The sequence below is a fragment of the Glycomyces niveus genome, from assembly GCF_017592475.1.
GTDB classification, from domain to species: domain Bacteria; phylum Actinomycetota; class Actinomycetes; order Mycobacteriales; family Micromonosporaceae; genus Glycomyces; species Glycomyces niveus.
This window is the reverse complement of sequence record NZ_JAGFNP010000001.1, coordinates 616,159-629,891: the sequence shown is the minus strand read 5'-3', so window position 1 is coordinate 629,891 and position 13,733 is coordinate 616,159. Positions and strand designations below refer to the sequence as shown.

Here is a 13,733-nt window from a genome sequence, read left to right as displayed (position 1 = left end):
CGCGTGCCATCTCGAGTTTTCCCCAGAGCCGGCCGCGGGTGGGCGGCCCCGCCGGGGGGGGGGCCCACGGCCCGTCAGAATCCGCCCGCGTCCTGGAAAGCGGCCTCGACGGCGGCCTGGTCGCCCGCGGCGTTGAGCGCCGCCTGGATCGCCCCGGAGAGCGAGGCGGAGGCGTCGACGTACTCGCTGCCGAGATCGGTGGTGCGGCCCTGGGCGCCCTCGACCGCGGCGACCCACGGCTCCCACAGCGGCGACTGGGCCGCTTGCTCGGCGCGGACATCGGGCTTGGCCGAGAGGTAGCCGAGCGTCTCGTTGGTCTGGAACGCGGCCTCGCCCTCGGACAGGCAGGCGATGACGGCGGCAGCGTTCGCGTAGTGGTCGGAGGCGTTCTCGGACTGGATCGGGGCCACGGCGAACTCGCCGCCGGTCGGCACCGGTGCGACGCCGCCGTCCCTCGTCGGGATCGGGATGACGCCGACCTCGAAGTCGGCTTCGGCCGCGGCCGCGGCGAACCATGAGCCGTTCTCGGCGAAGGCGTACTCGCCGGTGAGGAACAGGTCCCATGCCGCCGACTGGTTGTCGGTGGCCGCCGACTTGGGGGCCAGGCCCTCGCCGATCCAGTCGGAGAGCAGCTGGCCGGCCGCGACGGCCTCGTCCGAGGAGATGTCCGACAGGTCGGCTCCGGCGCCCCAGAACCAGGGCAGGAACTGGAAGACGCCTTCTTCACCGGCGACGCCCGAGAAGGTGATGCCCTTGCCGCCGTCCGCGACGACCTGGGCCATCGCGGCATTCAGCGAGTCCCAGTCGGTGACCGATGCCGGGTCGACACCGGCTCCGGCCAGCAGGTCGGCGTTGTAGTACAGGCCGAGCGCGTTGGAGCCGAACGGGACGCCGTAGGCGGTGCCGTCGACGACGCCGGGTCCCATCAGGTTCTCGTCCACGCCGCTGGTGTCGATGCCCGCCTGCTCCGCGGTCGCCAGCATGCCGGCGGCGACGGCTTCGGGCATCATCGGGTTGTCGAGCAGCACCACGTCAGGCGCGCCGCCCTCTTTCACCGCGGTCGTGAGCTGGTTGAACAGGTCGGTCTGCGGCGCGCTGGTGCGCACGATCGTCGATCCTTCAGGTGCGCAGGACTTGACGTGCGCGTCCCACGCCGAGCCCTCGGCGTGCTGCGGGTAGGGGTCCCAGAAGGCGATCTCCGCGGTCGTCGAGCCTTCGCTCGCATTGCCGTCCTCACCAGGTTCGGGCGTGCCGCCGGAGCAGGCGGCGAGGGCGCCCATCGCCAGGACGGCGCCGGCGGCGACGCACCGGCGAAGTGTCGGGTTGGTCATGTTCATCGGCCTCTTCATCGAGTCGGTTCCGCCGGTGACTCGCTGGCTCGAGGGATTCCGATAGCCAGCGAACCGGTTCGCTGACGATGATGCCAGACCGGTCGGCCGCCGTCAAGGCGAACCGGTTCGCTGGTTTGTGAGCTGGGACTTCGAGGGCGTGAGGTACCTCCCGAGGACGGCCCTAAGCGGCGGTTCCGACGCTGCCCTTCGACTCCAGATGCGGCACGATGAGCCGCTTCTGGGCGGGGCTCTCGGGCGAGGCGATCCGCTTGGCGAGCATCTCGACCGCGGTCTGGCAGACGGCGACGGGCTCGGACTCGACCGCGGTGAACGACAGGACGTAGAGCCGCGCGAGCTCGGCCGCGTGCAGTGACACGACGCTCCGGTCGGTGGGCACTTCGAGCCCGAGGTCGTGGAGCGCGAAGGGGAGCATTGCGACGGCGGCGTCGTTGTGGATCAGCAGCGCGTGCGGATTCTCGGGGTTTCGGAGCACGTCGCGAAGGGTCGCGCGCACCTGCTCGGGTCCTACCGGCACGGCGATCGGGACGAGACGGAGGCCGCGCCGTTCGGCCCGCTCGTAGGCCGAGGACGCGAATCGGTTCGCATAGGTGCTGCCCGCGTCGTACAGCTCTTCGGGCCATCTGAGGAACACCGCTTCGCGGTGGCCCGCGTCCGCGAGGTGGTCGACCAGCATCGCGGCTCCAGCGGCGAAATCGAGGTCGACCGCGTCGACACCGCGGGGGTCCTGGGGCATCCCGAGCAGGACCGCGGGGTAGCGCGCCTGGTTGATCGGTTCGAGCCGCGGGTCCTCGTCGACCACGTTCAGCAGGACGAATCCGTCGACCTGGCGGCCGGAGATCGCCCGTCGCACCGCCTCGACGCCGTCGGGTTCGGTCAGCAGCACGACCGAGTAGCCCTCCTCGCGCGCCGCGTCGGACAGGGCGACGAGGTAGGTGGCGAGCGCCGGGCTGAACTCGGCCTCGTGGAAGCCGACGACCACGCCCAGCGCCATGGTCCGCGAGGTCGCCAGCGCCCGCGCACCGGCGTTGACCGAGAACTGGAGTTTGGCGACCGCGGCGTCGACCTTGGCCCGGGTCTCGGGGCTGACGTACTTGCGGCCGGTCAGGACCGAGGAGACGGTGCTGCGCGACACCCCGGCTTCCCGTGCTACATCGCCGATCGTGGCCACGCTGCTCCTTCCGCTCCCCGCTCGAACCGGTCCAGTGTAGGGTCGCCCCTGAGTTTTGCCCCCCATTGTGTGGGGGGGGGGGGCTCCCCGGGCCGCCGCCACAAGGGATGATCAGACCGTGACGCAGAAGGTGGCGTCGGCGCGGTCGATCTCCGACTCGATCGGATCGAGTTGCAGTTCGAAGCCCGCGTGGCGCAGGTGCTGGGCGGGGTAGTTGTACGACTGGAACGACGTACACCACTCATCGGCCAGGCCTTCGGTCATCTTGAAGGTGGCGTCCCTGTCGAACAGCGCCGTGCCGTCGTCGCGGGCGAGCACGAGTTCGAAGAACGAGTGCCGCAGGTAGTGTCCCGGGTGGTTCACCGACTCGAACGACACGTACCCGGCCGAGCCGTCTGCGAGGCCGGGCACCATCCGGAACTGCGCGTCGGCTTCGGGATCGGGGTTCCGCTCCAGCCGGACGTTCCCGTTCACGTGCCGGACAAGGCGGTCCGGGTAGTTGAAGGACTGCAGTTCGCGCCAGGCGATGTCCTCGAACAGCGGCGTGACGGCTATCCGGTCGAGGTTCGGCGCGTACTGCGATCGCAGCGGGACGCCGGGCCAGGTGTCGGAGGCGTAGGTGGTGCCGTCCCACTGCGGTTTCTCCTCGCCGCGCACGACGATCGAGTTGACCCCGGCTTTGAGGTCGACCGGCACGGTCAGCTCCCAGAAGTTGTTCTCGTGGAACGAGTGCGGGAAGACCACGCGGACGGGGGCGGCGCCGTTGATGGACACGAGTGCGTACCGTGCGACCGGGTCCGGGTTGTAATGCGTCGAAGGCGATTGCTCCTCGTTGGAGTACCGGAAGGTCAGCGCGTACTCGCCGGCCTTCGTCACCTCGACGTCGTCGAACGTCAGGGTGTTCCCGTTGCCGGGATCGCCGCCGATGCCGGTGACCGCGGCTCCACCGGAGGCGAGGGACAGGCTGGCCGCACTGGCGGTTCCGGCGAGCGTGCCGTCCTCCGCTTCGTAGACGGCCCCGGTGGTCTCACCGGAGGGCGTCACGGCGAGTCGGTCGACCTCGAGTCCTTGCGCGCCTTTGACGGTGACCTGGTTGACGCCGCCGAGCAGGAAGGCGTTGGCGATGCCGCCCTGTCCGGTGCTCACGGTCTGGCCGTTGACTTCGAGCTCGACCTTGCGGTCGCCGCGCGAGGCGACGTCGAGCAGGGCGGACGCGTCGTCCGGGGAGTACACCCAGAACGTCGCCTCGCCGCCGACCGGTACGGCGGCAGCGCCCGGGCCGGAGCCGCGGTGCGTGCTCGCGTAGGTGGGGGCGGCGCCGCCGTCGAGCTCGGCGAACTCGGCCTCGTACACGTCGCCGGCGGGACCCGGGCGGGGCAGCGACAGGTCGATCTTGTCGAGGATGACGTCGCCGGTGATGGCGCCGGTTCCGTCGAGGCTGCGGGTGGCCAGGGTGATGACGTGGTCCCCGGCGGTGAGTTCGACCTTGGTGTCGGTGTGGTCCCACACCACCCACTTGTAGCCGAGGGTCAAGAAGAGCTCCTGCTCGGTGGCGGCGTCGCCGTCGACTCGCAGGAACATGTTCGTCGGCCCCTGGGCCTGCACTTCGGGATCGGTGTTGAGGGAGCTGGCGAAGACGCTGAGATCGTAGACGCCGTCCTGGGGGACGCTGACGTTGAACGCGAGCGCGTTGTTCGCGCCGGTCCGCATCCCGCCGACGTTGTAACCGCCGGAGGTGTAGAACTTCGCGACGGCGGAAGGGGAACCTTCGGGGCCATTGCGCTGCAGGCCCGTGCCGGTGAAGGTGGCGTTCTCCGCCTCGTACGTCGACTCCCATGCCGTTCGCGGGACGGCCGCATCGCCGGGAGCGACGCTCGGTGTCACGATGACCTCGTAGGCGGATTCGGCGTTGAGCGCCGGCAGTCCGCCGGAGCCGAAGTCGAGTTCGGCGGTGCCGCCTGAGACTGCCAGGTCGACTTCGGCCACCGTGGAGGGTTGGGCGGAGTCGCCGAGCTGGCCACTCCAGCCGATCTCACGCACGACCGCGTGCACGTTCTGGCCGAAGACCCCGGAGGGGACGTTGTCGAGCGCGAGCGTGTACGCCCCGCTCGCACCGCCGAGCAGGACGCGGGCCTGCCGCTTGTCGGTGTCGAGGGCCGCGACGCCTTGCAGCGTGTAGCTGACGCCCGGCCGCGGCGGCGTGACCGCAACGGTCTGTGCGCCGCGCATCTGGCTGTAGGCGTGCAGGAGCCACCACTGGCCGTTGGCGCGGTTGGCCTGCACGGCCGAGTCGGAGAGGTTGCCGTCGATGTTCCAGTAGGCGATGTCGCCGTAGACCTTCTTGTCCTCCAGGGCGGAGATCCACTGGATCATCTGGCCGGGGACGGAGGTGTGGTAGTTGTACGCGTACTCGGTGATGTTGATCGGCAGTCGGGTGCCCTCGTAGGGCGTGCCGGCGAAGTGCTCGGCCTCCCATCCCCGATATTTGTCCACGTTGGACCTGATGATGGCGGGGGCGGACAGCTCGTGCCACACCACCGCGTCCGGCACCGTCCCGGCTGCGACGGTGTGCGCCAGGAAGCCCTCGACCTGGTTGTAGAGGGTGCTGGTGTTCGGGCCGCCGATGCGCGCCTCAGGCAGGATCGAGCGGATCTCCGCGTAGGCGCGGTCCCAGGCCGCGAAGAAGTACTGCGGGTCGTTCAGCCAGCTGACGCGGTTGTAGCTCCAGGTGCCGGTGCCGAACATGTTGCCTTCAGGCTCGTTGTACGGCATGAACACGACGTTGTCCTGCTGCTCCGCCGGCAAGGCGGCCACCTGCTCGACCTGCAGTCGGATCTTCTCCATGTAGAGGTCGAGCTTCTCCTCCGGGGTGTCGCCCGGCCATTGGTAGGGGAAGCCGCGGTGGACGTCGGTCATGTAGATGTACACGTCGCCGCTCGAGGCCTCTACCACCGGGCCGAGGACTTCGAGCGCGTCTGCGCCCGGGTGCTGCGGGCCGTCCTGCGCCTTGGTGGCGACCGTGGTCAGATCGATGCCGTCGATGAGGTTCTCGGAAGGGAGTCCCTCGTCGTAGAGGCCGTACAGTGTGCCCGACGCCCCTCCGAGGAAGTCTCCGGTGGTCTTCCCGAGATCGACCCTGATGACACCCGCTTCCTGACCTGCGGCGGGCACCGCAGTCAAGGGGATGATCGCGGCCGCCGCAATGACACTGCATATTCGTGCGGCCCGCCGTGCTCGTACGTTCATTTTCGCCTCGCTCTCAACATTGAGAAGTCCGCCGCCCATCGACACTTCGAGCAGTGTCACTACGGCGAACCGGTTCGCTGAACAACGTACCGGCTCCGATCTGCGGAAGCAAGAGCCTGGTGCTGGCCGCGGCTTCAGCCGCCGCCTCGATCACCGGTGATGGGAAGGCCGAGATCTCCGGTGAGATGGTCTTCGAAGGTCCTCGATGGGTCGCGGCCGGCCGAGCGGAGGCGAGTGGGAGTGGCGCGATTGATCTTCTACAGTGCCGTTCCGGCCCAAAGCGCTGCGAGCGGCACTGCCGTCAGGTCGGGACCGAAGGGGCGGATCTGGTCGCCGAGGTAGACCACATATCCGGCTTTGAAGCGGTCGCCCAGTCGCTCCTTCATCCACCGGAGATGTTTGAACGCATCGTCGCGGACAGTCGCGGCGGCTTTGACCTCGATGCCGACGACAGTGCCGTCGCGTCGTTCGAGGACGAAGTTGATCTCGCGGCCGTCCCGGTCTCGGAAAAACGACAGCTCGGCCCGGACTTCGCTGGTCGCCAGCTGGCGGGTGAGCTCGGTGAACACGAAGGTCTCGACCAACGGTCCGGCGAGCTCGTGCCCAGGAGCGGCGAGCGCGGAGGCCTCGGCGCCGAGGAGCGCGGCGGCCAAGCCGGAGTCGGTGATGTAGGCCTTGGGGGTCTTGACCAGTTTCGACGTGAGGTTGGTCGACCACGGGGGCAGGTTCGAAGTCAGGTAAACGATGTCGAGGTAGCCGAGGTAGTCGCGAACCGTCGCGTGGTTGAGCTCGAGGCTGCGAGCCAGATCGGCCATGACCAGTCCCGAGCCGCTACGGGCGGCGATGAGCCGCAGCAGCCGCGGAATGAGATCGGCGCGGCGGATATCGGCGAACGCGGCGACATCGCGAAGAACGACGGTGGAGACATAGCCTTCGAACCAGTCCGCTCGCAGCCGGTCCGAACCGATCCGCACCGCTTCAGGGTAGCCTCCGGCGCACACGAGGTCGAAGTAGTCAGCCCGCTTCCAGGTGGAGGCCAGTGGCATGGCGCGCAGCTCATCGGGTGCGAAGAGCAGGGCAGGCGCATCGATATCAGCGCGAGTACGTTCGGCGGCGCTGAGGGGCCACAGGTCAATGAAGACCGCTCGGCCCGCCAAAGACTCAGACAGGGTCGGGACGGTCAGGAACCGGGTCGAGCCCGACAGCACGAATTGGCCCTCGGCGTCGTCCAGGTCAACGAGGCGTTTGATCGCGATAAGCAGGTCGTCGCCGCCGCGCTGCACCTCGTCAATGATCCGCGGGGTGGCCCCGAACTCGGCGAACCCCGTCGGGTCCGCCCGGACCGTCTGCAGGGTGGTGGCGTCGTCAAGGGTGTTGAACGTTCCGCCGCGTTCCTGGTGCAACAGCCGGAGCAGGGTGGTCTTGCCGGCCTGTCGGGGACCGCCGACGATCACGATCCGGAAGGCGTCGAGACGTTCGTTCAGCCTGGCGAGGGCGTGGCGGGGCAGTAGCGATGACATTCTAGAAGCGTATTCGACGATTCTATGAGTAGAATAATTAATTCGCCGTGATACTAGCCTTATATTTGTCGGCATTTTCAGGCCTGCTTGGGTCGCTCACGCTCACTATCCCTCTTCGGGTGGTAGGCAGGTCAGTACGGCGGGCTGCCTGGCAGCGAAGGCGCTGAGTGGGAACTCAAGGCTGCAACTTCACTAGCCGTCCGGCTATCCTTGTGCCCGCGCTGGTCGGCTGGCAGGTGCGCTCCAAGAGTTGTCCCGGATGTCGGCGTGTGGACGGAGTTTGCGAGTCGTGGCCTTGTTGATGCTGCCGAGGCCGTTCGTGCTCAGCGCGCGGTCTTGATCCCGCGGGGGCTGGCGGGCTTCGCGTTGACCGTCAGTCTCGCGGGTGAAGCCGCAGGAGTAGTTGCTCGCTCAGCGACTGTCCGGTGGGGTCCTGGTCGCGCATGCCTGGTGGGGGTTGCAGGTGCCCGGCTGCGACGAGTGCTTCCATGATCTCCCAGATGAGTTCGTGGGCCAGGATGAGCGTGCTCTCGTGCGTGTTCGCGTCTGGGATCGCGTCGAGCAGCGCCTGGGCCTGATGGTCGGATCGAAGTATCCGTGCGATGGTGTCGGCGATGCTCATGCTGTGGCGGTGGAGGGCATCGCTCTCGTCGGCGGCCAGGACCGGGATCTCGGTCTGGGCGGTCGGGTCGCCAGTGAGCGTCTGTCCCGCTTCGGATCGGGCCAGGTCCCACAAGGCTCGGGAGGTGGTGTCGGTCCAGACCATGACCAGTGTCGCCTCGGTCCCTGAGCTTTCATTCACGCCGGCGGCGACCGTGATCGGCGGGTAGATCGCCCAGAAGGCGCCGTTCCAGTACGGGCGTTCGATGCTGAGTTCGGTGGTCGGCGCCAGGCCGTGGGCTCGGAGCCGGTCCCAGAGCACGCCGTCGACCGCGTGCCCGAAGACCACGGTGTAGTCGTGTCCGGCATGGCCCCTTCGACGCAATTCCGCAGAGATCGCGTCGACCGCGCTGCTGATCTGCGGCACCAGGTCAGCAGCGAGCTGACGTATGCGCGGTCGCAGCGCGTCGAGGACTTCGGGCCCGACCACAGGGAACGCGGTGGTGACCCGGTCGCCGTCGAGGGTGACCAGGCCATAAGCCTGCAAGAGTGCGAGCTGGCTTTGGGAAGCGGTGATGCCGTGTGCTTCGAGCTTGCCGAGCGTGATGCCTTGGCGGGCGTGGTAGAGCAGGGCGCCGTTGTCATCCATGGCCACCACCGAGTGCGGTGTGCTCCGGGCGCCGAGGGCGAAGGCATGCAGCCCCCACCGGGCGAGATCAGCGGGAACATCTTGGCTGCCAGTGGAATGCATTCTCGTCCGATCGCAAGGTGAGGTGAGCCGGGGCATGGCGGTGCCCGACATCCTACGGCCCACCGTCATCCGGATCTGTATTCGAATCTGGCCCGGACGCACCCGCGGTCCCGGGGCGTCTCGGGTTCGTGCGGTTCGCCATGAGCGACGACCTCGCACCCAAGCTCGCCCTGCATCCCCGAAGGCGATACGCGCCCGAGACGGTGCTCATCGTTGACGGCACCCTGGTCCCGACCAGAGACCACACCGTCACGGCGAAGTCGAAGAACTACCGGTAAGCGGGCTCACGGGAACAGTCCATGATCGATGCCGTCCTCATCGGACCCGGCCTGATCTACCCGGACATGTTGCCCGAGAACGTCTGGGCTCGAACCTTCGCGGCATGGATGGCCTCCACCTAGCGCTTGCCGCGTGCCATGGCGAGGCGGTCTTTGCGGCTGAGTCCGGCGGTGGCGCCGCCATCGCACAGGATGTCGGTGCCGGTGAGGTAGCCCGGTCGTTCGCTCGCGCAGAAGGCGAGGACTTCGGCGTTCTCTTCGGGACGGCCGTAGCGCCGCAGTGCGGCATGGTCGACGAGATCGCCGGAACCGCTCTTCTCTTCAAGTCGGCCTATGGCGGTGTCGAAGCTGCCGGGCGAGACCGAGAGGATCCGGGCGCCTTTGGCGCCGAAGGCCCCGGCCCTGGCTTGGGAGAACCGGATGACGGAGTGCTTGCTGTCGGCGCCCTCGCGCTCAAGACACGCCTGTGCGGCCGGGGGTGGCCCGGCCGCACAGGGAGTCGCCTGGCTCGCTGGAGTCAGACCGGTTGACGGGTGAAGCGCTGGTTGGCGCTGCCGGTGTAGGTGTACTGGGAGATGCGGACGCCGTCCGCGCTGGAGTGGCCCCACACGTCCATGGCGAGGCCGGACTGGCGGTTGATGATGCTGACGACGTTGCCGCCGTGGTCGGTCAGGCACCAGTGCTGGCTGTGGGCGCCCGAGTCGGCCTGCTGGGTGATGTCAGCGCCGTTGCTGTTGTTCGCGACCTGCAGGACCAGGCCAGAGTGGCGGGCCTTGATCTTGCAGTGGCCGTCACCGGTGTCGACGAACTCGAACTGCTGGTTGGTGCGGCCGGTGCCCGACCACTGGTGCAGCAGCGCGCCGGCGCTGGTGGAGACCCTGTTGATGTCGGCGTACTTCCCGCTGTGCTGCGCGACGAGCCGGAAGGCGCCCGAACCGCCGGGGGCGCCGCCCAGCGCGGCTTCCCACTTGGTGTTGGATCCGGCCGCGTCGACGGGCAGGCGGTCTCGGGCCGCGGTGTCGCCGTACATCGTCCATTGCGCCCAGTTCCGGACGGTGTTCCTGAAGCGCTGCTCGTCCCAGAAGTCGCTGTGGCCGCCGCCGAGGAAGGTGAGGAACGCCTTCGGCCAGGTGATCTCGTTGTAGGCCTGCCTGCCAGAGGAGTACGCGGTCGTCGGGTCTTCGTCGCCGTGGACGAACAAGACCTTGGCATTGACGGTGCTGGAGGGGGTGCCCATGTCGAGGCACGACTGCGGGTTGGCGGAGATGATCCGGCTGTCGGGCCAGGAGGTGAGCAGGCCGTGGGTCGTCATGCCGCCCATGGAGTGGCCGCAAGCGCCGACGCCGATGTCGGTGCGGATGTGTCCGGCGAGCGGCCCGCTGGTGTTGAGCGCGAGGGTGTTCGTAAGCGCCTGTGAGACGTCGCGGGACGTGTTGCCGCTGTTGACGTCGTTCAGGCTGTGCTGGAAGTGCGGGGACGGGACGATGAAGCCTGCCGAGGCGAGGCCCGGGGCGAATGTGGAGTTCGCCGGGTTGCCGCCCAGGCCGTGGGTGTAGGCGTAGACGGGGAAGACGCCGTCGGCGACCGGGGCGTTCGCGACCGGGGCGCCGCCGACGGTGCCGGCCGCCGGGTAGTAGACGTAGGTGGTGACCGGGCGGGTATCGCGGTACCAGTCGTACCGGCGCACCCCCACGGCGAACAGGTTGGCAGGGGCGGGTTCGGCGTGTGCCGGAGCGGTACCGAGGATCGATACGCCGGCGCCCAGCGCTCCGGCCGCGCCCAGGTGCAGGAACGTGCGTCGTTGCATTGCCATGAGGAATCCTTTTCGGAGGAGGACGGGAAGAGGGGAGCGGCCGCGTCCGGCGGCGCGTGCCGCTCCCCCGCCTTTGCCTTAGCCTCCGTTGACGACCTTGTAGGCGTCGGTGAAGGACGCTCGCGCGTCCTCGCCTCCGTTGTTGAGGAAGGTGTCGACCATGGCCGGGATGTCAGCGATCTGGGAGCGCCCGTAGACCACGTCGGCCTCCTGGTCCTTCAGCGTCTGCGACGCGGAGATGAACGCCGCGGGGGCTTCGACGCGGACGCCTGCGAAGATGTCCTTCTCGAGGTGGTCCAGAACCGCGGCGTCGTAGTCGAACCGCTGCTGGACGAGTACCGGGTCGCCGGTGTGGAAGGTCTGGACCTTGCCCGAGATCCCGTAGTAGTCGCCGACGGTCGCACTGCCGTGCTCGTTCGTCCGCGGGACGCCGTCGGCGTCGAACTCGAAGTGCTCGCCCTCGATGCCGTAGTCGAGCAGTTGGTTCTCGATCGTGCCGAACGGCGCGGCGCAGAAGTTGGCGACGTCCAGGATCTCCTCGACCTGTTCTGTCGAGAGGCTCTTGCTGAGGAACAGCCAGCCTTCGACATCGGCCACGCCGAACACCACGGGAGCCCTCCCGGCGGCGGCGACGGGGCCGAGCGGGACCACGGCGCCTTCGATCTCGCCTCTGGTGACGGCGCCGTTGAAGTCGCCCCAATAGGACATGCCGTCCTGGTGGAACAGGATCGTTCCCGCCTTGTGCAGCTCTTTGGGGTCGAGTGAGGCCGTGGGGGCGTCGGGGTGGATGAGCTTCTCGTCCCAGACCGTGCGCCGGAACTCGAGCCATTCGGTGTACTCAGCGCGCTCGCAGTTGTGGACGAGTTTCCCGTCGATCCAGGCCCAGCCGTTGCCGGAGGCTAGGCCGAACCACTGGGGCGTGAGGTAGTCGAGGCCGTAGAACGCCCATCTGCCGGCCGGGTCGTCCGACCAGGCGCGGGCGACCTCGAGCACTTCGTCGACAGTGGTGGGCACGGCCAGGTCCGCCGCCTCGAGCAGATCGGTGCGGACGTACATCCCGTTCTGCGGACCACCTGCCAGGCTGCCCGGGATGCCGTAGAGGCGGGCGCTCTCGGGGTCCTCGGGGTCCCTCGACCAGACCGATCGGCCCCAGGCTTCGGTGACCCGGCCGGCGAGCAGGGGCCAGCGGTCGGAGATGTCGCCGGTGAGGATGTCGGTCAGGTCGTAGAACCGGTTGACGACCGTCTCGCGGAAGTCGGCGTGGGCGCCGAGCATCCAGCTGAACATGTGGATGCCGTCGCCGAACTCGCCGGCCTGGATCCACTGGTTCGAGGTCTCGGCGTAGGTGTTGCCGTCCGCGTGGGCCAGTTCGATGACTGTGCCGCCCCATGCTTCCTGGACCGCCGCGAAGTAGGGGTCGTCGCTGGGAGGGGGTGTGCGCCAGGTCGGGACGGTGATCCGGTAGGTGCCGGTGTTCGCGGGGGGCGCGGGGATCGCCTGGGCCGGCTCGGGGTAGGAGGTGAATCCGGACCGGTGGTTCGGCGGTTCCCCCACCAGGTCGGGCTCGACCGGGAGCGGCCATTCCTTGTACTGCGGCAGGAAGTCGAACCCTTCGGTGACCTGGGTGCTGCCGCCGCTGGTCTCGATGTCGCTGCACGCGGAGACGAAGGGTAGGCCCGCGGCGCCGGCCGCGCCGAGGCCGGCCGCCTTGAGCAGTGATCGGCGCCGGAAGATCGATCCGGTTGAGGGAGTAGCCACGTCGCTGTCCTTTCGGTGGTACTGCGGTTGAGGGAGTGCTCGAGCGAACGGAGGTTCGCGATGGAGTGGGCGGCCGGCGCCAAGACGGCCCCCCACTCGTCGCATGAGTGGTCCGGACCGGCGCGCGGCGAGCCCGGCGGACCGGGTCGGGTCGGCGGTGCTATCGCACGTCGACCCAGTAGCTGCTGGTGTCCAGCTGGCCCTTGCCGGTGAAGACCTCGGTACCGGCTTGGACGCTGGTGAGGTACTTGCTGCTGCTGATCCAGCCCCGGTTCACGAGGTTGCCGGTGAAGTCGCGCAGGTCGAAGTTCACGGAGTTGGTGTTCGAGGTTCGGACGAACGAGAACACGTTCCATCCGACGCCGTTCCCCGCGTCGATCCAGCCGCGGTACAGGTCCCAGGTGCCGCCGCCGAGGGTGACGGTGGCCTGCCTGGTGCCGGCGGGGCCGGCCCCGCCGATCTTGTAGGGCCAGATCATGATCTCGTCGGTCGGGTTGTTCGACCAGTCCGGATTCGACTGGGGGTGCAGCCACAGGTCGTACGCGACGTTCATCGTGCCCGACGCGTTCACGCTGTAGTTCCAGCTCGTCGCGACGCTCCGGTTGTCGCTGAGCCGCACCGGCAGTTCGGTGCCGGGACGCTGCCAGCCCCAGTGCCAGCCGAGAACCGAGCTCGAGAAGCTCTTGACCGAGTAGGACGAGCCGCTCCACTCCCAGGAGGTGCCCCAGCCGATGGTGTCCCCGGACTGCCAGTTGTTCCATGTGCACTGCCAGCCGGTGCCGGAGCCGTTGCCCCACAGGTTGTTGGTGACGTAGTACTTGCCCATGGCGATGGTCTCGCCCTTGTTGCAGGTGCTCGCAGCCTGGGCAGGGGTGGCCGTGACGAGGGTCGACGCCAGGGCGATGCAGAATGCGGCGGCGATGCCGAGCAGCAGGCGTTTGACCGGTGCCCTTCGGGTCTCGGGAGGCATCTCTTTTCCTTCCGGTGGTGCGGTCTCGTCGGGCCGGGGGCGGTCGCGGACGCACAATTTGTTTGGCCATCTTTCAAAACTACGTTATATCGTAAAACTCAAGCCTGTCAATGTCAGGAATGGACGAGTTTTGCGAGCTCAGAGCGGAAATAAGGCATGCTCTAGCCCGCAACGCCGCAGGGCGTTGCGGGAATCCTGGCGGCCGTAAAATTAATGCAGAACTCGAGCCCGAGCACCTCTCCGTCGTCGAACCGATTCAGTCGATGTCAGCTGTCAC

The 13,733-nt window shown here is 68.1% G+C and carries 9 protein-coding genes and 1 pseudogene; 1 reads left to right on the top strand and 9 read right to left on the bottom strand.

The window, feature by feature from the left end; translation table 11 throughout:
• Nucleotides 1-74 precede the first annotated feature (74 nt).
• The 5 genes from J5V16_RS02910 to J5V16_RS02890 form a co-directional block, all read right to left on the bottom strand.
• Nucleotides 75-1,337 (bottom strand): ABC transporter substrate-binding protein, encoded by a 1,263-nt coding sequence (locus tag J5V16_RS02910; RefSeq protein WP_208494474.1) that lies wholly within the window; start codon nucleotides 1,335-1,337, stop codon nucleotides 75-77.
• Nucleotides 1,338-1,512: 175 nt separating this feature from the next.
• Nucleotides 1,513-2,520 carry a LacI family DNA-binding transcriptional regulator gene (locus tag J5V16_RS02905; RefSeq protein WP_208494473.1) on the bottom strand — a complete coding sequence of 336 codons (1,008 nt, stop codon included), beginning with the start codon at nucleotides 2,518-2,520 and terminating at the stop codon, nucleotides 1,513-1,515.
• Between the two features lie 111 nt (nucleotides 2,521-2,631).
• Nucleotides 2,632-5,805 carry an AbfB domain-containing protein gene (locus J5V16_RS25340; RefSeq protein WP_408612363.1) on the bottom strand — a complete coding sequence of 1,058 codons (3,174 nt, stop codon included), beginning with the start codon at nucleotides 5,803-5,805 and terminating at the stop codon, nucleotides 2,632-2,634.
• Nucleotides 5,806-6,023: 218 nt separating this feature from the next.
• The gene (locus J5V16_RS02895) at nucleotides 6,024-7,286 is read right to left on the bottom strand and encodes an ATP-binding protein (RefSeq protein ID WP_208494471.1); all 1,263 of its coding nucleotides are present in this window, start codon (nucleotides 7,284-7,286) and stop codon (nucleotides 6,024-6,026) included.
• 373 nt (nucleotides 7,287-7,659) lie between these two features.
• Entirely contained in the window at nucleotides 7,660-8,535 is an 876-nt protein-coding gene (locus J5V16_RS02890; RefSeq protein WP_208494470.1) for a hypothetical protein, read from the bottom strand.
• Nucleotides 8,536-8,783: 248 nt separating this feature from the next.
• On the opposite strand from J5V16_RS02890, the pseudogene J5V16_RS02885 reads away from it, so the two are divergent.
• Nucleotides 8,784-8,912 (top strand): annotated as a pseudogene (locus tag J5V16_RS02885) (IS5/IS1182 family transposase); the annotation flags it as partial.
• Between the two features lie 122 nt (nucleotides 8,913-9,034).
• On the opposite strand, the gene J5V16_RS25675 reads toward J5V16_RS02885, so the two are convergent.
• From J5V16_RS25675 to J5V16_RS02865, 4 genes are all read right to left on the bottom strand, one after another.
• On the bottom strand, nucleotides 9,035-9,523 hold the full coding sequence (locus J5V16_RS25675; protein ID WP_208494468.1) for an SDR family oxidoreductase: 489 nt from the start codon (nucleotides 9,521-9,523) through the stop codon (nucleotides 9,035-9,037).
• Nucleotides 9,433-10,728 (bottom strand): RICIN domain-containing protein, encoded by a 1,296-nt coding sequence (locus J5V16_RS02875; RefSeq protein ID WP_208494467.1) that lies wholly within the window; start codon nucleotides 10,726-10,728, stop codon nucleotides 9,433-9,435. The genes J5V16_RS25675 and J5V16_RS02875 overlap by 91 nt, the downstream gene beginning before the upstream one ends.
• Nucleotides 10,729-10,806: 78 nt before the next feature.
• Nucleotides 10,807-12,486 (bottom strand): type 2 periplasmic-binding domain-containing protein, encoded by a 1,680-nt coding sequence (locus J5V16_RS02870; RefSeq protein WP_208494466.1) that lies wholly within the window; start codon nucleotides 12,484-12,486, stop codon nucleotides 10,807-10,809.
• A 160-nt stretch (nucleotides 12,487-12,646) separates the two neighbouring features.
• Entirely contained in the window at nucleotides 12,647-13,456 is an 810-nt protein-coding gene (locus tag J5V16_RS02865) for a GH12 family glycosyl hydrolase domain-containing protein (RefSeq protein WP_208494465.1), read from the bottom strand.
• Nucleotides 13,457-13,733: the final 277 nt, after the last annotated feature.